The 20,697-nt window shown below is 61.0% G+C and carries 17 protein-coding genes; 12 read left to right on the top strand and 5 right to left on the bottom strand.

All coding sequences use genetic code 11. From position 1 onward, the window contains the following. Positions 1-148: 148 nt before the first annotated feature. A complete protein-coding gene (locus AACP62_RS06125) occupies positions 149-1,642 on the top strand; it encodes a cytochrome ubiquinol oxidase subunit I (protein ID WP_029677680.1) in 1,494 nt (497 codons plus the stop codon). A gap of 259 nt (positions 1,643-1,901) precedes the next feature. Here the strand turns inward: AACP62_RS06125 and AACP62_RS06120 are convergent, their stop codons facing one another. Then, positions 1,902-2,861, bottom strand: a complete 960-nt coding sequence (locus AACP62_RS06120) for a polyprenyl synthetase family protein (protein WP_339347077.1) — start codon at positions 2,859-2,861, stop codon at positions 1,902-1,904. 228 nt (positions 2,862-3,089) lie between these two features. Between AACP62_RS06120 and AACP62_RS06115 the strand changes: the two genes are divergently transcribed. Next, a complete protein-coding gene (locus tag AACP62_RS06115; protein ID WP_339347076.1) occupies positions 3,090-4,559 on the top strand; it encodes a metallophosphoesterase family protein in 1,470 nt (489 codons plus the stop codon). A gap of 10 nt (positions 4,560-4,569) precedes the next feature. Here AACP62_RS06115 and AACP62_RS06110 read toward each other — a convergent pair whose 3' ends face one another. Continuing rightward, on the bottom strand, positions 4,570-5,358 hold the full coding sequence (locus AACP62_RS06110) for an IclR family transcriptional regulator (protein ID WP_044097623.1): 789 nt from the start codon (positions 5,356-5,358) through the stop codon (positions 4,570-4,572). 151 nt (positions 5,359-5,509) lie between these two features. On the opposite strand from AACP62_RS06110, the gene leuC reads away from it, so the two are divergent. From leuC to AACP62_RS06065, 9 genes are all read left to right on the top strand, one after another. Further along, positions 5,510-6,913: a 3-isopropylmalate dehydratase large subunit gene (gene leuC, locus AACP62_RS06105; RefSeq protein ID WP_029677684.1), complete on the top strand. Its 1,404-nt coding sequence runs from the start codon at positions 5,510-5,512 to the stop codon at positions 6,911-6,913. Positions 6,914-6,965: 52 nt separating this feature from the next. Further along, on the top strand, positions 6,966-7,652 hold the full coding sequence (leuD, locus tag AACP62_RS06100; RefSeq protein ID WP_339347073.1) for a 3-isopropylmalate dehydratase small subunit: 687 nt from the start codon (positions 6,966-6,968) through the stop codon (positions 7,650-7,652). Between the two features lie 114 nt (positions 7,653-7,766). Continuing rightward, positions 7,767-8,726, top strand: coding sequence for a CPBP family intramembrane glutamic endopeptidase (locus AACP62_RS06095; protein WP_339347071.1), 960 nt, complete (start codon positions 7,767-7,769; stop codon positions 8,724-8,726). A gap of 167 nt (positions 8,727-8,893) precedes the next feature. Continuing rightward, positions 8,894-11,482: a CPBP family glutamic-type intramembrane protease gene (locus tag AACP62_RS06090; protein ID WP_339347070.1), complete on the top strand. Its 2,589-nt coding sequence runs from the start codon at positions 8,894-8,896 to the stop codon at positions 11,480-11,482. A gap of 10 nt (positions 11,483-11,492) precedes the next feature. Then, the gene (locus tag AACP62_RS06085; protein ID WP_339347068.1) at positions 11,493-12,638 is read left to right on the top strand and encodes a CPBP family intramembrane glutamic endopeptidase; all 1,146 of its coding nucleotides are present in this window, start codon (positions 11,493-11,495) and stop codon (positions 12,636-12,638) included. Positions 12,639-12,777: 139 nt separating this feature from the next. After that, positions 12,778-14,109, top strand: a complete 1,332-nt coding sequence (gene murA / locus AACP62_RS06080; RefSeq protein WP_045935015.1) for a UDP-N-acetylglucosamine 1-carboxyvinyltransferase — start codon at positions 12,778-12,780, stop codon at positions 14,107-14,109. 14 nt (positions 14,110-14,123) lie between these two features. Continuing rightward, positions 14,124-15,017: a lysophospholipid acyltransferase family protein gene (locus AACP62_RS06075; protein WP_339347065.1), complete on the top strand. Its 894-nt coding sequence runs from the start codon at positions 14,124-14,126 to the stop codon at positions 15,015-15,017. A 113-nt stretch (positions 15,018-15,130) separates the two neighbouring features. After that, positions 15,131-16,132, top strand: a complete 1,002-nt coding sequence (locus AACP62_RS06070; RefSeq protein WP_339347064.1) for an NAD(P)H-dependent glycerol-3-phosphate dehydrogenase — start codon at positions 15,131-15,133, stop codon at positions 16,130-16,132. A gap of 297 nt (positions 16,133-16,429) precedes the next feature. After that, positions 16,430-17,578 carry a D-alanine--D-alanine ligase family protein gene (locus tag AACP62_RS06065; RefSeq protein WP_339347063.1) on the top strand — a complete coding sequence of 383 codons (1,149 nt, stop codon included), beginning with the start codon at positions 16,430-16,432 and terminating at the stop codon, positions 17,576-17,578. Between the two features lie 89 nt (positions 17,579-17,667). On the opposite strand, the gene AACP62_RS06060 is transcribed toward AACP62_RS06065, so the two are convergent. Beyond that, a complete protein-coding gene (locus AACP62_RS06060) occupies positions 17,668-18,552 on the bottom strand; it encodes a mechanosensitive ion channel family protein (RefSeq protein ID WP_339347062.1) in 885 nt (294 codons plus the stop codon). Further along, entirely contained in the window at positions 18,549-19,001 is a 453-nt protein-coding gene (locus AACP62_RS06055; RefSeq protein ID WP_339347061.1) for a GNAT family N-acetyltransferase, read from the bottom strand. The genes AACP62_RS06060 and AACP62_RS06055 overlap by 4 nt, the downstream gene beginning before the upstream one ends. Positions 19,002-19,195: 194 nt before the next feature. Between AACP62_RS06055 and AACP62_RS06050 the strand changes: the two genes are divergently transcribed. Continuing rightward, positions 19,196-19,873, top strand: a complete 678-nt coding sequence (locus AACP62_RS06050) for a sugar O-acetyltransferase (RefSeq protein ID WP_339347060.1) — start codon at positions 19,196-19,198, stop codon at positions 19,871-19,873. Here the strand turns inward: AACP62_RS06050 and AACP62_RS06045 are convergent. After that, positions 19,833-20,645: an ABC transporter ATP-binding protein gene (locus AACP62_RS06045; RefSeq protein WP_339347059.1), complete on the bottom strand. Its 813-nt coding sequence runs from the start codon at positions 20,643-20,645 to the stop codon at positions 19,833-19,835. The genes AACP62_RS06050 and AACP62_RS06045 overlap by 41 nt on opposite strands. Positions 20,646-20,697: the final 52 nt, after the last annotated feature.

The raw sequence follows: 20,697 nt of genomic DNA, 5'->3' as shown, positions 1-20,697 counted from the left end.
GGAAACCGGAGCCCGTGGAAGCGACCGGGTCGCGAAGTCGGGGAGAGCTGAAAGGTTCTTGTGGGCACAAGCCTGGTTATATCTGAATCCGTCCGGATTCGACCCGTGTACCCGCGCTCGACGAACCCTGCAGAGATTGGGAGGAACGATGTTCACTGTATTGGGATTGTCTAGATTCCAGTTCGCCATGACGACGATATTCCACTTCTTCTATGTCCCTATGACCATCGGTCTGGTCCTGGCGGTCGCCATCATGGAGACTATTTATGTGGTGACCAAGAAGGATGTCTACAAGAAGATGACCATGTTCTGGTCCAAGATCTTCCTGCTCTCCTTCGCAGTCGGCGTGGTCACCGGCATCATCCAGGAGTTCCAGTTCGGTATGAACTGGTCCAACTACTCCAGGTTCATGGGTGACATCTTCGGAGCCCCCCTGGCCATCGAAGCTCTGCTGGCATTCTTCCTGGAATCAACTTTCATCGGCGTGTGGATGTTCACTTGGAATAGGTTCAAGCCGGCCGTGCATGCGGTCTTCATCTGGCTGACCTTCCTTGGTTCCTCCATGTCGGCCATTTGGATTCTGGCTGCCAACAGCTTCATGCAGCATCCGGTTGGTTTCGAGATTAACCAGGCCACCGGTCATGTGAGGCTGCGCAGTTTTGGTGACGTCGTATCCAATCCCCAGCTATGGATTGAGTTCCCCCACGTCTTCTTCGCCGCCGTCTGCACAGGAGCCTTCGTGGTCATGGGTTGCAGTGCCTTCAGCCTGCTGAGGATGCATATGGGAAACAAGGGCCAAGCCGTGGCCGCTGTCGAGGCCGACTCCGAGAAGCAGGCCAAGGTCACCTTGTTTACCAAGTCCATCCGTCTGGCTGCGCTGCTCGGGCTTATCGGTTCCATCTGCGTGATTACCTACGGTGATTTGCAAGGCAAGTACATCGTGACTGATCAGCCTATGAAGCTGGCTGCCACCGAGGGCATCTATGAGGACACCGGTGATCCCGCCCCTTGGAATGCTGTGGCTCTGATCAATGAAAAGGACCATAAGATTGAGGGGTCCGTCGAGATTCCCGGAGCCATGTCGCAGCTGGCTTACGGCAAGAAGACAGGCGCCGTCAAGGGCATGAACACCGTCAACAAGGAGCTGCACGAGAAGTACGACGCCAAGTTTGGCAAGGATATGAACTACTACGTGCCGGTAACCACCCTATTCTGGGTCTTCCGTCTGATGGTCGGGATCGGGTTTGCCTTTGCCCTGATATCGGCATTGGTGCTCTGGTTCACACGTAAGAAGAAGAACACCTTGTTCACCTCGCGCTGGAAGCTCTGGATTATGGGTATTTTCACCTTCGCTCCCTTCGCTGCGACGACCAGTGGCTGGCTGGTGACTGAGCTTGGACGCTATCCATGGCTGGTTTACGGTTACCAGACTATTGCCGATGGAGTTTCGCCCACCAGCACGGTGCCGAACCTGCTCTTCACCTGCATTGTTTACTTCCTGCTTTTCCTGGTTCTGGGCGGAGTCATGATCTTCTACACCAGGAGGACCCTGCACCAGGGACCCTTCTACAAGCCGGATGACGGCAATGGGCCGCAGCCTGCCAAGGTTCATGGCGCACCGGCTCGGGTTGCCTTGGCCTGATGGTCGACTGACCTCAAACCCTTTCTTCCCCTTCGGTAAATCCCCCGCTTCGGACCGCATGGTTCGGAACGGGGGATTTGCTGTCATCGGGGTTTGCTATTAGCACCATTCAGTTGCAGCCAGTGGCGATGAGATTTAAGAGAAGAGAGCAATGACGAGCATGAAGTGACAGATGTGACGGATGCTCGGTTCGTGGCTGATACCAGGCTGGGCTCACTCGCTCTGGTTATGCTGCGTGGGTTCCTTCGCGCCGATTCGGTCAGACCTGGGCGGTCAGCTTGGTCACGATTCGCTGCAGCAAGTTGCATACGCCCTCAGGCATGGGGGAATCGTCGAGACCGCTCGCAGCCCGTTGCAGGTAGTCCTTGGCAATTCGCCGACTGCCCTCAATCAACTGGGGGTGTGCTCTGAGGTAGTCGACCACCCGGTCGGGATCGTCCTGCTGGACCAAGGTTCTGAAGTTCTCATCCTCCTGGAACCCCAGCAGAACCGGCAGGGTGTAGATTCCGTCGCGAATATCCTCCAGCTTGGGTTTGCCGGTGTCACGATCCAGATCAAAATCGTTGATGTCGTCGATGATCTGGAAGGCCATGCCCAGATTGCCGCCAAAGTCTCTGGCGGTCTGCTCCAAGGCCGGGTCAGCTGGCTGGCCATCAAGGCGGATTCCGGTCAGGCAGGCCAGGCGGAAGAGGGCTGCGGTCTTGCCCGAGATGGCCCGGTCGTAATCGTCAATGGTTATATGGGTGTGGTGGCGGTCCGACTCCTGGTAGAGCTCGCCGCCTACGATCTCACAGACCGTACCGGCCTGCTCGCGGATAAAGGCTGTGTCAGGAGCGATGGAGGCCATGATCTCCATGTAGCGCGAAAGGATCAGATCTCCCAGATAGATGGCGGCCTTGTTGCCCCGGATGGTGTGGACCGTCGGCTTGTTGCGGCGGATGGGGGCGTTGTCCAGGACGTCGTCGTGGACCAAGGTGGCCAGATGAAGCATCTCGATGGCGGCGGCACCGGTAATGACGGTGTCGTCCAGGCGCCCTCCGGTCCGTGATCCGGCCCGGGCAAAGAGGACCACCATGGCAGCGCGAATCATCTTGCCATGGTTATCCAGCAGTCGACGGTAATCATCCTGGTAGGGAGCCACATGGGTACGCTCCTGGTGTAGACGATCAACGACCCGCTCAAGATCCTTGCGCAACAGGAGCTCTTGTCCTTCTGTCATGGAGGTACGCTCCCTCTATCTCGTTAAGAACCGCAACGTATCCAATATACCAAGACCGGGGCCAGCCCTGAAGATTGCTGGCCCGGTCCTGGCTGTCGTCGTAACCACTGTGGTCAAGCTAACACCAGGGTGTCACCGTGCTGTAATGACGCTGAGGCCTGAATCCGGTTCGTAAGGGGGCTGCACAGATAGTCCTAGGAGCGAAGCCGGGTGAAGTAGGCTAGACGTATGAGTCAGCATAACCACGCGGATCAAGTCTCCCCACAAGGCGGCGAGGGAGAGCATGATCGACCGCTGTCTGTTTCGGCCCGGCTGGGACGACTTCAGTTCCATTACTCGGGCAAGTTCAGACTTCTGCAGCTGGCCGACGTCCAAGAGGGTCCCAAGGTCTCTCCGGACACAATCAGGCTGATAGGCGCGGCTTGCGATGCGGCAAAGCCCGATCTGGTGGTCTTCTCGGGCAACCAGGTGGCCGGTTACGACACGGCCTACGAGCGCACCTTCCGTAAGAGACGTTGGAGCACCCCCCTGGATGGCATCTATTCGGCTGGTCTGAGCATGGGCGGTGCCCTGGGATTTGGGGGAGCCTCCCTGAAGCGCTCCGCCAAATCCCAGGATGGTCAAGCTGATGCGGACCACAGGGAGCTGAGTCGCAGGGATGCCGAGCGTGTACGTCGGCAGAACATCAAGCACACCGAGGACCTGGTCCGTAGAACCGTTGGCCTGATCACCGGTCCACTGGTTGAACGTGGGATTCCATTCGTCGTCACCTATGGCAACCACGACTTTCAGTGCGGCCTGGACACCGATCAGATGGATGCCATCTATCGGGAGGTGCCTGGTTGCTTGAACCCGGAGGCTACAGTTGCCCATCCTGATCGGGTTCATGCGCTGATTGGATCGGCCCTGCCCTCTCAGACGGCCTTCGTCTGCGCCCCGGGCACCTTCGCCCTGCCTGTGGCGGATCGCGACGGTCACGGGGTGGTCATGGGACTGGTCCTGCTTGACTCTGGCGACTATGCCCGTACAGGCGGCTATGGCTCACCTTCGGCCCAGGCCCTGGACTTTCTGGCGGCCGCTCCTGAGCTACTAGGCAACCGATCCATCGTCTTCCAACACATGCCCATTCCTCAGTTCTATGATCTGCTCAAGCCGGTGCCGGCCACCACAGCCTATGCGGTCCAGGGCTATCGAAGCTTCGATTCCCGTTGTTACGTCTTGGATGAGACGCGCACCTACCCGGGCTCCTACCTGGGCGAGGGCGTCTCCTGTCCGGACGAGGACAGCGGCGAGTATGACCTGCTGACCCGGAACCGGGGCTACTTCGCCCTCTTCGCCGGGCATGACCATCGCAATGGCTTCGTCGGACGCAGCGGGGATCTGACGTTGGGGGCCACGCCCACATGCGGATTCGGATCCTACGGTCCGGTGCCCAGCAAACGGGCGGCACGGCTCTTCGAGTTCGACATCCGCCATCCCCATCATCCTCGCACCCAGCTCCTGGAGTTCGGGCAATTGGTTGGGCGGCCAGGATCCCACAAGGTATACACCTTCGCCATGAGCCACGTGCCAACCTCTACCGGGGATGCAGTCAACCTCCTGCGTCGGCCCGGGGTCTTGGCAGGCGGCCTGACGGCCCTGGCCGGGTTGATCGCCTCCTGGGGCTCAACCCGGCGGCGATCAGGGCCAAGGGGTTAGGAATTTCCGCTCAGACCCTACGACGGGCGGGAGATGAGGCTCGTAGCAGGGCTTCGGTCAGATATTTGCCGGCGGCCATGACCAAGGGGGCGTAGCGCCTCCCCGGCGTGGTGGACATGCGGTTGACCGGCCCTGAGATGGATATGGCGGCCATGACCTGCCCGGATCCGTTGCGGATGGGGGCCGAGATGGAGCAGACGCCCTCTTCCCGCTCGTTGATGGACTCGGCCCAACCGCGCTTGCGAACCGTAGCCAAGGTCGCTGCGTTGAACTTGGCGTGTCGCAGTCCCTGATGGAGGCGCTCAGGTTCCTCCCAGGCCAGCAGAATCTGTGCCGCCGACCCGGCCTCCATGGACAACAGGGCGCCTACGGGAATGGAGTCGCGCAGGCCCGAGGCGCGTTCCACTGCAGCGATGCAGACCCTGACCTCGCCCTGGCGGCGGAAAATCTGGGCTGATTCGCCCGAACGGTTGAGCAGTGTATGCAGAATGGGCCCTGAGGCGGTTAGCAGTCGATCCTCGCCGGCGGCAGCGGCCAGTTCGGCGAAGCGGGAGCCCAGGACGAAGCGGCCATGCGCGTCCCGCAGCACGAAGCGATGGCGCTCCAAGGCGATGGCCAGTCGGTGTGCTGTGGGTCGAGCCAACCCGGTGGCGTTGACCAGCTGGCCCAGGGTCATGGGTCCGGTCTCCAGGGTATCCAGAATTCGCACCGTCTTGTCCAGAACGCCGACACCCGAATGAATCTCCTCCTGATGCATGTTTGTATCGTTTACGGAAGGGTATCTGTCGTCGTCGTTCATAGAAGGTGTGTCCATGGTTGAATTATGCCATCTCAGTATATGAAATGCAAAAGCTCATAACGGTTGGGCAGTTCCATACTCGGTGGTAAGAGGCCGGCGGGGTGCTGATGAGGTTGGTAACCCAGCCGGTCGTGGACTTTCAGGAGGCGATATGGGACGCACAATGGCGGAAAAGGTCTGGGCCGATCATTTGGTCAGAAAAGGCCAGGGGGGCGAGCCCGATCTGATCTACATCGATCTGCAGCTTATGCACGAGGTGACCAGTCCACAGGCTTTCGAGGGTCTGCGCCTGGCAGGCCGGAAGATCCGTCACCTGGACCAGGTCATCGCCACCGAGGATCACAACACCCCCACCATCGACATCGATCGGCCCATTGCCGACAAGGTCTCGGCCCTGCAGATCTCCACCCTGGAGCGCAACTGCCGCGAGTTCGGTGTTCGTCTGCACCCATTGGGGGATGCCGACCAGGGAATCGTCCATGCTTTTGCGCCCGTCCTGGGGCTGACCCAGCCCGGCATGACCATCGTCTGCGGTGATTCGCATACCTCGACCCACGGGGCTTTCGGGGCCCTGGCTTTCGGCATCGGAACCTCCGAGGTGGAGCACGTTCTGGCCACCCAGACCCTGAGCCTGAAGCCTTTCAAGACCATGGCCATCACTGTCCAAGGCCAGCTCAAACCCGGCGTGGGCGCCAAGGACGTCATCCTGGCCGTCATCGCCAAGATCGGCACGGGTGGCGGCCAAGGGCACGTTCTGGAGTACCGGGGCGATGCCATTCGGCGCATGTCCATGGACGCGCGCATGACCATCTGCAACATGTCCATCGAGGCAGGGGCCAGGGCCGGGATGATTGCTCCGGACGAGACTACCTTCGCCTATCTGGAGGGTCGGCCGCACGCCCCCAAGGGGGCCATGTGGGATCAGGCCCTGGATTACTGGCGTACCTTGCCCACTGACCCGGATGCAGTCTTCGACAAGGAGGTCATTCTGGATGCCGACAAGCTGACCCCATACGTGACCTGGGGTACCAACCCCGGGCAGGGTCTACCCATTGCCGCTGATGTGCCTGTGCCAGAGAAGATCGCCGACCCGGCTAAGCGCCAGGCGGCCCAGGAGGCCATCGACTACATGGGCCTGAAACCGGGGATGCCCATCCGGGACATTGCCGTGGACACCGTTTTCATCGGCTCCTGCACCAATGGGCGCATCGAAGATCTGCGCGCAGCGGCGGCCATCATGAAGGGGCATCACAAGGCCAAGAACCTGCATCGCGTCTTGGTCGTGCCGGCTTCCTCGCGCGTTCGCATTCAGGCCGAGAAGGAGGGGCTGGACCGCATCTTCGAGGACTTCGGAGCCGAATGGCGCAACGCCGGCTGCTCCATGTGCCTGGGAATGAATCCCGACCAGCTGGTGCCGGGGGAGCGCTCCATCTCCACATCCAACCGCAACTTCCAGGGTCGTCAGGGCAAGGGCGGCAGGACGCATCTGGCTTCGCCCGAGGTGGCCGCTGCGACGGCCATCAGGGGAACCATCTGCTCCCCGGCCGATTTGTAGGCCCATCAATCATTCGTTATCGTCATCGCCATCCAGCAGGCAGGAGGTCATCATGGAGCCACTTTCCGTTGTAACCGGGGTCGGGGTGCCCTTGCGTCGTTCCAATGTCGACACCGATCAGATCATCCCCGCCGTATTCCTGAAGCGGGTGAAGAAGACCGGCTTCGAGGACGCGCTTTTCTACGCCTGGCGAAGGGATCCGAATTTCGTGCTCAACCGGCCCGAATACTCAGGTGCCCGCGTCCTGGTGGCCGGGCCGGACTTCGGCATCGGCTCCTCGCGCGAGCATGCGGTCTGGGCTCTGCGGGACTATGGCTTCCGCGTGGTCATCGCCCCCCGCTTCGCTGACATCTTCTATGGAAACACCGCCAAGAACGGGGTCCTGGCCGCCATCATGTCCCAGGAATCAGTGGAGTTGCTCTGGAAGCTCCTGGAGGAGGACCCCGGCACAGAGATGACTGTGGACCTGGGCGCTCGCACGGTCACCTGCGCGGATGTGACCCTGCCCTTCCAGGTGGACGACTATGTGCGATGGCGGCTTATGAATGGCTACGACGACATCGATCTGACCCTGCAGCACGAGGATGACATCCGTGCCTATGAGCGCATGCGGGCCGAGCGATTCCCCTTCAAGCCGCGTACCCTGCCGGCCCAGCACATGCCCGAAGAGCCGGTTACTTCAGCAAGGGAGGGCCAAATTGACTGGCCTGGACCCCTGGCTGACCGCGGCATCATCTGACCGACGGGCCGTGCGCCCTGATATGAAAGTCATTCGCCCCCTCTTCGCCTACCATGGAATGTGACAGTCATTGGTCGACTGTGACCGGTTGGCAAGCAAAGAGGGGCGATTATCATGAGGCACAGCAGCGGCGATGTGCACAGCTGGGGCGTTAGACAGGCAGTGAATGCCCTGAGTGCTTTTGCTTTTATCTATGTGGCCATCGAGACCCTGGCGGGTCTTTTGGGGGGCAAGGTGGTTCTGCCTGCTCTCTTCCCACACGCCTCCAAAGAGCAATACAACGGTCCTTTGTCGGACTGGACAGTGGTTATCTCCGTTGTGCTTGCCCTGCTGTTTGCCTTGATCAGTCAGTGGCCGGTCATCGTAGGCCATGAACGGCATGGCCAGGACCAGGTGCGTTGGGTCACTGCGCGCCGGTTCAGTCTGCTGGCGTTGATCATCGCCTTGGCCTGCTTCTTCCTCAGTCAGCTGGTGGCCGGTGCAGCCAACTCCGGGCTGAGTGCCATTCTGTCCGGAACCGGTCTGCATCCGCCGGCTTCACCTGACGAGAGCGGCATGGAAACGCCGATCATGCTCTTTTATGCCATTCTTTTGGGACCCTTCGCCGAGGAGCTGGTCTTTCGCGGGGTCATCATGAACGGCTTGCGCCGCTTTGGTCGAGTCTTCGCTATTATTACCTCTTCTCTGCTTTTCGGCTTCATGCATGGTTCCTTGGTTCAGGGCCTGTTCGGTTTCATTTCCGGCCTGGTTCTGGGCTATCTGGCCATGGAGTACGGGCTGGTCTGGTCCCTGCTGGTGCACATGCTCAACAATGCCTTCTCTTCAGGTCTGCTGGCCAAGTACATGCCCCTGGCACCCGAGGTTGTTCGCATCGGCCTAGGCCTGCTCATGATCCTGGTGCTGCTGACCGGAGTCGTCGGACTGCTGTTCAAGCTGGGGACTCTTCGTGATTACTGCCGAAGCAATCGCGCTCCCAAGGGGATATACGCTTCCTGGAGGGCGCCTTGGTTCCTGCTCTTCTGCCTGGCATGCCTGCTGATGGCCCTGAGCGAATTCGTGCCGGGGCTGTCCTGAGCAGACAGTCGATGGCACTGGCCCATTGTCGGGATTCTGTCGAGGGAAGGGCGGGGTCGGGCTAGACTCGGACATGTAGTGTTGATATGAACGTGGGGAAAGGTTCGTGTCGCTGGACGCCCTTGGCGGTCGTACGGTAGTGCATGAAGGGGAAGGATCATCGACGGATGAGGGATGATGAGGATCGCGACAGCGGCGGCGAGTCTGCCGATGCCCAAAGCGATCAGGGGCGCTTGAAGGTGTCGCGCTCATCTATTGCCCTCATGACTGCAAGCCACAGTGCCAGCAAGGATTACGCGCGCCACTGGGATTATGAGGAAGGGTCCATCAGCCTGCCACCCTTGAGCCTGCCGGGGGAGGCGGTGGATGATGGCTTGGCCTACCCGGGGCGGATAGCCCATAGGAAGACCGCTCTTCTGGGTGATGACGGAGCTGGTGGCAAGGGGCATAAGGGTGCCATGCCAGTTGGTGAACGACCCTCGGTGCTTCCCGGATCCTATGATTTTTTGAACTCGGTCACCATGGCCAGTCAACCGGAAGTTCGCGCATTTCCTCCGGCAGACCTGCCGGTTGACGGGCAGGGCGGAAAGGATTCCGGCCAAGAGCCATCCCCGCGGCGTGTGGTGGTTCGCCGAGAGCTGGAGGCTTCCAAGGCCACCGGGACGGTCTCAGGGACCTCGGCACAGCAGGAGAAGCCTGCAGTCAAGGTCGTTTGGTCCTGGACCAGGCCCGAGACGAACAAAGGCCCGGTCTTCTCTTGGAATATGCCCAAGCGTCGTAAGCCGTCCACAAGCACCCGTGCAGGCAAACCTGCAGCTTCCGCATCGTCTGCCAATGCTGTCGATTCAGCTGTCCTGGCACCTTCCAAGGTTGAGCAGGAGTCATCAAAAGCTTCCGCTCCCGCTCCTTCCGGAGTCAAAACAGCCGAACCCAAGTCGGTGATTACAGCCGAGGCGCCCTCGGCCTCCGGCTCTCAGGCTTCGATGTCTGCGAAACCGAGTCCGGAGGTCTCTGCGCCTGCGACTCCCGTGGTATTCGCCGATCGGCCAGTCGTTGTCCGTCGTTCGGATGCGGACTGGAATTCCCTGGTCACCGGTTCCTCGGCTCCAGGACAGAGCGATGCCGCTGCACAATCCGTGGCCAGCGAGGCCGAGCACCAGGGGCGTCGTGTCTGTTCGACTCCACGGGTAGTTGCCCAGCCCGCTGCAGTCGCCAGTGACGGCACCGGTGGTCGGGTCGTTTCCTCAAAGGCTATCGGGGGACAGGGGCCGGCGCTCGCGCAGAAGGATCATGCCGGTCAGCCCGTGCAGACCGGCCAAGAAGGCATTGCCGTTCAGCCTGCCGTTTCTGAATCTTCCGATGCTGCGAATGCAGCTTCAGGGACGCAGTCGGTCGTTCAGTTTGCATCTTCACCGACGTCCGTATCTTCTCCAGGTGCTTCGGTGGCTCTCGCGGCCAAGGCTGCCGAGGCTGCTGCAGCTGCTGTGGCTGCCAAGGCCGCAACGACGGACGCAACCAAGCCGTCCGGCTCTTCGCATGGTCCTCATCTGGGCCTCTCCACCAGAGGTCGTAAAAGGAGTGGAGGAGCCCGTCGGTTGTCCAAGCGGCGGTCTGTTCGTAACCGCACCCGTCCTTCAGTCGAGTCGGCAGCCCCCAGGGTCGTTTCCAACTCTTCTGCAGAACCCGTCGTAGGAGCAGGCCGACCGGCGCCGGCCGATTCGCGGCCGATCGTTGTTCCGAGTGAACTCGACGCTGCCACGCCAGCTGCTGCAGTTGCGGCCAAACCCACTGCCAAAAAGTCCGCCACCTACACAGCCAGTTCGGGGGTCCTCCATGCCGTCAATGGCCAGGCCGCCTTCGCCTTCGTCTACCTGGCCATATCGGTTCTGGTGCTCATGGTCGGTTCAGGGATGATTCTGCCTGTCATCATGGAGCAGGTCAAAGACCCCGGATCCATAGCCTTCCTGTCCGATGGAATTACCCTACTGTCGGTCCTGCTGGCGCTGACCTATGCCTGTATTTCAGAGTGGAGCGTTATTCGAGGCGAGGATCAGCGAGGACAGGACGCCGTCCACTGGCGCACAGATAGAAGAATGACGGTGGCGGCTCTGCTGGCCCTTGTGGCGGTGCTCCTGCTGGGCCAGGGGATGGTCCATGAACTGAACAAGTTCTTCAACCACTTCTGCCTGCTTCTGCACATCCCCTCCCTGGCTTCGCGCAGTCTGCTGGTCACGGGCGCCTCCTCGCCGATGATGGCCCTGTACGCGCTATTGGCTGTTCCCTTGGCTGAGGAGCTGGTGTTCCGTGGCATCATCCTTAACGGACTGCGTCGGTTTGGTCGAGTCTTTGCCATCCTGACCGCATCCCTGCTCTGCGCCCTGCTCCAGTGTGATCCGGTCTCTGGTCTTTGGATCTTCCTGCTGGGGCTGGCACTGGGATACTGCTCCCTGGAGTATGGTCTGATCTGGGCCATCGGAGCCCGTGTGGTCGGCGATCTGCTCTTCAGTGGCCTGCCCAACCGGTATCTGATGAGCGCCCCGCGAACCGCCCGTCTGTCGATTTTGGCAGTGGCACTCGTCTTGGTTCTGGCTGGGTTGGTCATGTTCTTTCTGCGCCGCGCCAGCCTCTTGGACTACCGGCGGCGCTATCGGGCCCCTAAGGGAACGTACGTTTCCTGGAGGCAGCCCTGGTTCCTGCTCTATCTGCTGCTCTGCCTGCTGCTGACGGTCTTCAAGTTCGTGCCCGGTCTGCTCTAGCGCGTGACGTATGGGTGCTGCCGGTGGTGGCGTAGACTTGGACCAGCTGGAGGTCAATGCCGGATGGCCAAACCTGCAGAGGATCGTGAAAGGGCATGGTGAGATGGGGCAGACAGCGACGGCGGCCGACGCGTCAGGGACCGGGCAGACTCAGAAGCCCAGACAAGGCACGGCGGATCGCGCATGGATGAGTGCGGCCAGGGGCATGCTCAACCGTCAGGCCGCCCTGCTGCTGGTCTACCTGCTTATCATCAACAGCGTCGGCCTTCTGTTCGGTGTCCTGGCTCAGATGGAGTGGAATGCCGTGTTTGATCCGGTGCCTGCCCACTCCGGATTTATATATGTGATGAGCCATGCCGACAAGGAGTATGGGGGCATCATCAATCTGATCGCCGCCTGCACAGGCCTCTGCTTCCTGGTTTTCACACGACGCCGGCAGATCTGCGATTCCGGCCCTACGGGCATCTTCCACACTGATCTGCATCCCATGACATGGCAGGTTCTGCTGGGATGCTTTGCACTGACGCTGACCGGGCAGACTCTGGCCGACTGGTATCAGTCGGGCATGGATTGGACCGCGGCGCGGTTGGGAGTGCAGCAGTCCTGGACCACGACCGAGCAGATTCAGCAGGCCTCGGGTACCATTCCCATGTTTATATACGTCAGCCTGCTGGCCCCGGTCATCGAGGAGCTGGTCTTCAGAGGTGCCATCCTGCACGCGCTGAAGCCCTACGGCCACGTCTTCGCCATCGTCACCTCTGCGGTCATGTTCGGCTTCTTCCATGGCGACCTTGGCCAGGGGTTCTTCGCTTTCATCATGGGTCTGCTCCTAGGCTATCTGGCCTGCGAATACTCCATCTTCTGGTCAATAGCTCTGCACGTGTTCAACAATCTGGTCGTCAGCGACGGGCTGGAACTCCTTCTCGGGTTTATGAGCGACAATATGTCCTCCTACATCAACGTGCTCATGATGCTGGCAGGCATGCTGGCAGCCGTCCTGGTCCTTTACCTGGGTCGCCATCGGATTGTCGCTTTTCTGCGGGAAAACCGCACCTATACGAACGTCTATGGCGCCTGGGCCTGCCCATTCTTCATCATGCTGCTGCTGATCATGGGCTTCACCATGCTGACCCCCTTCGGTTCAGCCGGCGCCTGACCGGTATCTGACAGGGTGGACGCTCTATGCCTGAGGCGACAATTCACGGTGTCCCCACACCCCCTGTGGCAGACTTGCAATAAGGGCCGATGATGTGCCAAAGCCCGGCTCTGAGCGGATACGAGAAAGAAGCCGATAAATGCCCAAGGTGAATACACAGGATGATGTGCTGCATGTGGTGGGCGGCAGGCCCCTGCATGGCACCATACAGGTCCGCGGGGCCAAGAACTTCGTCAGTAAGGCCATGGTGGCCGCCCTTTTGGCTCCGGGTGTCTCGGTACTCAAGAATGTGCCTGTAATCCGCGATGTCCAGGTGGTCTCGGACCTGCTGAGGCTTCACGGTGTCAAGGTGGACGTCCGTCCGCAGGAGGGCGTGGTCACCATCGACGCCAGCCATGTGGAGCTGGCCGATGTGGCCGATGTGGACACCCTGTCGGGCTCTTCCCGCATACCCATCCTCTTCTCCGGGCCGCTCCTGCACCGGATGGGGGAGGCGTTCATCCCCGTTCTGGGCGGCTGCCGAATCGGCAGCAGACCCATCGACTTCCATCTGGAGACCCTGCGCAAGCTGGGGGCCAATGTCGACAAGGAGCATGAGTCCGGCATCCACATCACAGCGCCGGACGGCCTGCATGGGGCCAAGATCCACCTGCCCTACCCCTCGGTGGGCGCAACGGAGCAGACCCTGTTGGCGGCAGTCCTGGCCGAGGGGCGTACCGAGCTGTCAGGCGCGGCTACCGAGCCCGAAATCATGGACCTGGTGGCGGTTCTGCAGAAGATGGGCGCGCAAATCTCCGTGGACGTGGACAGGACCATCCGCATCGAGGGTGTGCCCTCCCTGAAGGGGTTCACCCATACCTCCCTGCCCGACCGGATCGAAGCCGCCTCCTGGGCTTCCGCCGCCCTGGCCACCCATGGCGACATCATGGTCAAGGGCGCCCACCAGCCCGACATGATGACCTACCTGAACGTCTTCCGCAAGATCGGCGGCCAGTTCGACGTGCGCGACGACGGCATCCGCTTCTGGCATCCGGGCGGCGACCTGCGGCCCGTGGCCATCGAGACCGACGTGCACCCCGGATTCATGACAGACTGGCAGCAGCCCCTGGTGGTGGCCCTCACTCAGGCCAAGGGTCTTTCCATCGTTCACGAGACCGTCTACGAGAATCGCTTCGGCTTCACCAAGCCGCTTATTCAGATGGGCGCCACCATCCAGCTCTACAAGGAGTGCCTGGGATCCCTGCCCTGCCGCTTCCAGCAGCGCAACTTCAACCACTCGGCGGTCATCTTCGGGCCCACCCCGCTGACCGGCCAGGACATCGATGTGCCCGACCTGCGTGGCGGCTTCAGCCACCTGATCGCCGCACTGACGGCCTCCGGCCCCTCCACCGTCCACGGCATCTCCCTGATCGACCGCGGTTACGAGGACTTCCGCGACAAGCTGCTGGCCCTGGACGCGCAGATCGACTGATCCGGCAGACATAGATGGCTTCCAAAGGCAAACCCTCCCCCCGGTCTGCGGTGCCTGCCCTGTCCGACCGGCAGGTGGCCCTGCTGGCCCAACGGCACAGTCTGGTGGATCCGACCCGCTACTATCCCACTGGACATCGCACGCCGGCCCTGGACGAGATAGACGGTCAGCACCCTGTGGGGACCACCCGTCTATTGCGCGGGGTCTCCCAGGTGGTGCGTGACTCCTGCCGGGTCTATGCCTGGGGGCTGGAGCAGGTGCCGCAGACCGGTCCTTTCATCACTGCAGCCACCCATGTGACCCAGTTCGACGTTTTCATCCCCATGATGGCCCTCTTCCACCTGGGTCGTCGTCCCCGCTATATGGCCAAGGCCGAGATGGCCCATTGGCCCCTTATCGGCAGCTGGTTTCGCATGGTGGGCATGCAGCCGGTGGAGCGCAAGTCCGGCAAGGCCAGGTCGATCGAGGAGGAGTCGATCAGCATCATCACCTCGGGCAGGCCGCTGACCATCTGGCCCGAGGGGACCGTGACCCGTGACCCCCTGAAGTGGCCCATGTCGCTCAAGCCCGGGGTCGGATTCATCGCCTTGGAGGCTTCGCGGCAGTTGGGTCGCATGGTCCCTCTTTATCCCAGCATCACCTGGGGGGCGGCTTCGATCAATCACAAGTGGCCCTGGCCTCGGAAGAACGTGGTCATGTGCTATGACCGGCTCCTTGACTATTCCGACCTTCTGGAAGACGTGGGTCAGTGGGGTGCTGAACCTCCCAAGCAGTCCGTGCATCTCCTCTGCGTCCGCCTGCGCAACAGGATGGAGGAGGTCATGGCCGAGATCCGTGGCGAGGAACCTCCGGCGGCTGGATACTTCGATTACGTGACCATGACCCGTCGGCCCAGAAGCGAGCAATAAGGCTGGAACCCACCTCCAATTCCCACTGTCCGGCGGCGGTGTCATAGGATGGTAGAGACAAGAATGAGGCTGCTGGTCGGCGTTCCCGTGCGCACGGCATTATGCAAAGGAGAATGATGACGAAGATCGCGGTATTGGGAGCAGGCGCATGGGGAACCGCTTTTGCCCAGGTATTGGCTGATGCAGGCAATCAGGTGGTCATGTGGGACATCGACCCGGATGTCGTGGGCGAAATCAACAGTCAACATTCGAATACTCGCCGTCTGCCGAACGTGAAGAGGCTGCCTGATGCCATCACCGCTGAAGGTGACCGGGCCGGGGCCGTCTCGGGGGCGGAAATCGTGGTCGTTGCCATAGCCGCTCAGCATGCCTGTGAGGCCTTGACGCAATTCAAGGGTCTGCTGGGTCATGATGCCATCGCAGTTTCCCTGATGAAGGGGATCGAACGGGGCACCGACAGGCGGATGGATCAGGTGGTTTGCCAGACGCTTGATCTGGACCCTGTCAGATTTGCGGCCGTTTCCGGCCCCAATCTGAGCAAGGAGGTGGCTGCCCGCGAACCGAGCGCCACTGTGGTCGCCAGCGCGGATGCTGATACTGCCATGAAAGTAGCCCGTGCCTGCACGACCGACTATTTCAAGGCCTTCGTCTCGGACGATGTGATTGGCCTGGAAATGTGCGGGTCGCTGAAGAACGTCACTGCGCTGGCCGTCGGGATGTCACGGGGGGCTGGGTTCGGGGAGAATACGGCCGCCATGATCCAGGCCAGGGGTCTGGCTGAGCTCACTGCCTTGGGGGAGGCTTGCGGTGCCAAGTCCAAGACCTTCGCTGGCCTTGCCGGGGTCGGCGACCTGGTGGCTACCTGCGGGTCGTCCCTGAGCAGGAACTATACTTTTGGCTTCAATCTGGGCCAGGGCAAAAGCATCGAGGAAGCCACTCGCGTCAGCAAGGGTGTCGCCGAGGGCGTACCCACCACCGATGCTGTCGTCGCTCTGGGCAAGCGCTACCAGGTGGCGACCCCGCTGGCTACGGCCATGAGCCATGTGCTGGATCAGGGACTGAGCTGCCGGGGCATGATCGATGAGCTGTTCGGCGGGCAGATCACTGCAGAATGAGTCTGACGACCATCAGAAAATCCTGAGGGTTATAGAGGGTGTACGAAGGCTGTGAAGCGTGCGCTATCAACCTTTTGATCGGCGATGAATGGTTTCCGGATCAGGATGTGCGCCTGGCTTGTCTGACTGCTGTATTGGCCCTGTTATGCCTGTGTTCGTGCCAAGCTTGTGGATGAGCGACTGTGTCCGGGCCTTGCCACCTGGCAAGGGGATATTCTGCTGTCTTGAATGATGTATCTGCCCGGGCAGGTGCATGAGGTTGAAAATCATGTCCAGGATGAGGAAAGCCGAGGGATGATGGTCAGGAAACGTGTTGTGGTGCTCTATGGCGGACGTGCCGACGAACATTCCATATCCTGCGTGTCGGCGGCCGGTGTGCTCAATGCCATCGATACCGACCGATATGAGCCCATCCCCATCGGCATCACCAAGGATGGCCGATGGACCATCGGCGGCCAGGATCCCAGGCAGTGGGGTCTGGGCGATGCCAGTCTGCCAACCGTGCAGATAACCGAAGGCAGCCGTCCGATCATCCTCGACATGGCCCGTGGCAGGGATGGGTTTCTGATCGGCGACCATGACGACCTGGTCTCTGGATCCGAGCCTTCCAGGTCCGTCGGGTCCTTGGAGCCTTTGGGGCATGTGGACGCGGTTTTCCCGGTGCTCCACGGCCCTTACGGTGAGGACGGCACCCTGCAGGGCCTGCTTGAAATGATGGGTCTGCCCTACGTCGGGTGCGGGGTCTTCGCCTCTGCCGCATGCATGGACAAGCACTATACCAAGATTTTGCTCAGCCAAGCCGGCATACCTGTGGCTCCGGGCATCACCATTGACTCCCGTGAACAGCGGTCCGGGGCCGACCTGCTGGCTGCTGTGGAGAAGGCGGAGCTGCATTACCCGCTCTTCGTCAAGCCCTCCCGCGCAGGATCCAGCTTTGGCGTGGTCAAGGTGGAAGAGCCCGAAGGCGAAGCCCTGGCTGCTGCGGTCGCCGAGGCTGCAAAGCATGACTGGCGGGTCCTGATAGAGGAGGGCATTGAAGGGCGGGAGATTGAGTGCGCCGTGCTCGCCTCAAGCAAGGACAGAAAGCCCCGTACTGCCTGGCCTGGCGAGGTGGTGCTGGACAAGGATGATCAGGACGAGGCCTTCTACGATTTCGACAGCAAATACGTGGACTCCTCCGCCTCCCACGTGGAGGTCCCCGCGAACCTGCCAGAGGAGACTCTTCAGAAGGTTCGCGACCTGGCTGCCAAGGCCTTCAGAACCGTGGACGGCGCCGGTCTGAGCCGTGTCGACTGCTTTGTGACACCCGAGGGCAGGGTCATCGTCAACGAAATCAACACCATGCCTGGCTTTACGCCTATCTCCATGTATGCCAAGGCCTGGGAAGCCACAGGGATCACCTACACCGATCTGATCACCGATCTGATTGAGGGTGTATCGGCCTGACGCTGGAGCTGCTTGCGGAATTTGACGCTTCTGACAAAAGGGGGGATGCCGCTTTTGCATTTCTCCCCAAGGATGAGAAGATCATCCGGCTAATGCTCAATGTCTTTTGTTTGGAGCTCCGCCTCCTGGACCAGGTAGTCCTGGCCGGCCAGAGCGCGGGTGGCGGCATCCTGCATATCGGCGGCGATCACACCCTGCTTGGCGAACATGACCACCTGTCCCTTGATGCCATAGGGGGTGAAGCCCTGAAGTTGGACAATGGGCGGGTTGGTAGGCATGGCCATGCCCTTGGTTGCCTGGGCAACCACCTGTGCAATGGAACGGGAGGACTTGGCCATATCGGCATCCCCTCGCAGGGTGAAGGGAACGGTGGTGGCGGCCTCGCCGGCCTCGGTGATTTTCTCAAGCGCCGTGGTGTTGAGGATGGAGTTGGGGATCAGCAGTTGGTTGCCGGTCCTGTCGATGACGATGGTATGGCGCCAGGTCACGTCGCGGACGGTTCCGGTGGTGCCCTGGATGGTGATGATGTCGCCGGGCTGGACCACCTTGCTGACCATCAGTCCGAAGCCGCCGACGATGTTGGCAATTGTATCCTTCAATCCGAAGGAGAGCGCCAGGCCGCTGACGCCCAGGGCGGCGACCACTGTGGATGGGTTGATCCCGAAGACGGGTTGCAGGACTGTGGCAGCAGCGAAGATCCAGATCAGGGCGCGGACGATGTTGACGAAGATGGAAGCACTGGGCAGGTTGGTCCGTTCCAGGGCACGCCGCATGGCCGCCGCTACGATCTTGGAGATCAAGGCAGCGCAGACAGCCACGACGATCAGAAGGATGATTTTTCCGAAATTCTGGCGGAACCAGTAGATGACGGCATCGCTGAAGCTGGAGATGGCCTGTTCGGACCTCCCCATGGGATCCTTGTCCGGATTGACGCTTGCGATGCTCGTGCTGGCAAAATCGACGGTCGGATTCATGAGGCCTGGTCCTCCGGCTCGTTTCCGGTGCTGTCCGTCAGGGGCTTGTCCATCCACATGTGCGGGCATCCCTCGTCCTGGTCGTGAATGCCCATGTCCCTATATCCTAAAGACCTATAGAAGCCCGCCACCCGTTCCTGGGCGTGGAGCGTGAGCCGGTCGGCGCCGTGGCTCCGAGCGGTTTCCTCGGCCCTGCCTACCAAATCGGCACCCAGATGCTGGCCGCGGTAGGGCTTCAGAACCGCCAACCGGCCAAGGGTCCATGTCTTGCCACCGTCGAGGAAGATCCGACACACCCCGACTGGTTCATCCCCGTCATAGGCCACGATATGAAGGCTGGCATCGTCGGTTTGGTCGAACTCATTGTGAAAGCCCTGCTCCTCCACGAATACGGCCGTACGAATGGCCCTGGCATCATCGGGGATGGTCTCGCTCACCTCATACCGCATGCTTCCTCCTCGCCATGGTCCTCAGCTGCCTCCAATCTACCAAGCTTGACCCGGGGAGTGAACGTATGTCCGCAACCGGATGACGAATGTACGTGTGGCTGTCGGCTGTCTGACCCAGACGATTACATGGATAGGGCATCTGCAAGCAGTACAAACTTATAGCAGTGACAGTGAAGTGACGCGGGAATGATTGGATGACTATGGACAAAGATTCAAAACTGACAGATTCGGCTGGCGGAGCCGGTAAAGGGACTTGGCGCTCGCAGAGGGAGCGGATGCTTGCCGGCGAGCTCTATGATGCCTCGGACCCCGAACTGGGCCAGCTGCGGGTCAAGGCCCACGAACTTTGCCGTCTTTTCAACGCGTCTTCTGAGCAGGAGCTGGATCTGCGCAGCCGGCTTCTGGACGATCTGGTGCCCGAGCATGGCCAGGACGTCGACTTTATGGGGCCTATCTACTTCGACTATGGGTGCTTCACCAAGCTTGGCTCGCGCATCTTCGCCAATTTCAACTTCACTGTTCTGGATACCTGCCCGGTGCAGATCGGCGACGATGTGATGATCGGCCCCAATGTCACCCTGGCCACCCCACTGCATCCCCTGCGGTGGCAGGAGCGGAATCTGAGGCGCCATGAGGATGGCTCCCTCTACGACTACGAGTTGGGCGCTCCGATCACCATCGGATCGAACTGCTGGCTGGCATCAAACGTGACTGTGGCCGGGGGAGTGACCATCGGCGATGGTGCGGTCATCGGGGCAGGATCCGTGGTCACCCATGACATTGCGCCCGGCTCCCTGGCCGTGGGCGTGCCCTGCCGGGAAATCCGGACCATCACCGAGGCTGATCGGATGGAACTGCCAGGGGAGGGCTGAAGGCCTCCTGGTCTGGAACGGCATCCATGCTGGCCAGCTGCTGGGCTATGGTCTGCGGGTCTCCGCCCGGGCAAGCTGCCTGAATGCGCCCATCCTGGAGGAAGATGACCCGGTGGGCCCTGGCGGCTACGTTGGGGTCGTGGGTCACCATGAGGATGGTCTGGCCGCTTCGGACGGCCAGTTCGAAGAGGTCCATGACCTCCCGTGAACTATGGGTATCCAGGGCGCCGGTGGGCTCGTCGGCCATGATGATTTCCGGACTTGCGGCCAGGGACCTGGCGATGGCCACGCGCTGCTGCTGGCCTCCGCTCATGTCTGCCGGATAGGTGTTGGCATATCCCTCCAATCCGACGTTGGACAGGGCAGACAGGGCCGCTTGGGTGGAGATTTTCCTGCCGCCGAAGAGGCTGGACAGCATGGTGTTTTGCAGGCAGGTGAAGGCGTTCACCAGGTTGTAGTCCTGGAAGACGAAGCCGATATGGTCGCGCCGGAGTCGGGTCAGCTCCTTCTCTTTCATTCGCGTCAGGTCCTCCCCGGCGATGGCCACTCTGCCCTGTCTGACCTGGAGCAGACCCGCGGCGCAATAGAGGAGGGTCGATTTGCCGGCGCCTGAAGGACCCATGATGGCCGTCCAGGTCCCCGCCTGACATTCCAGGCTGATCTCGTCCAGCACTCGGGCGCCCTGCTTCTGCCGCCTTCCGTAGTCGTAGGAGATCTTGTCCAGAATGAGTGGGGTCTGCGCGTATGGATCCTTTGCCGCCTGATGCCGCATCCTTGCCTTCCTTTCGGTCGTCGCCTGCCTGGTCTCTTCTTCTATAAGACCA

Origin of the sequence: Bifidobacterium apis, assembly GCF_036986835.1 — a bacterium.
GTDB lineage: Bacteria > Actinomycetota > Actinomycetes > Actinomycetales > Bifidobacteriaceae > Bombiscardovia > Bombiscardovia apis_A.
The sequence above is the reverse complement of the archived record's forward strand: the minus strand, read 5'-3'. Positions and strand labels throughout refer to the sequence as shown.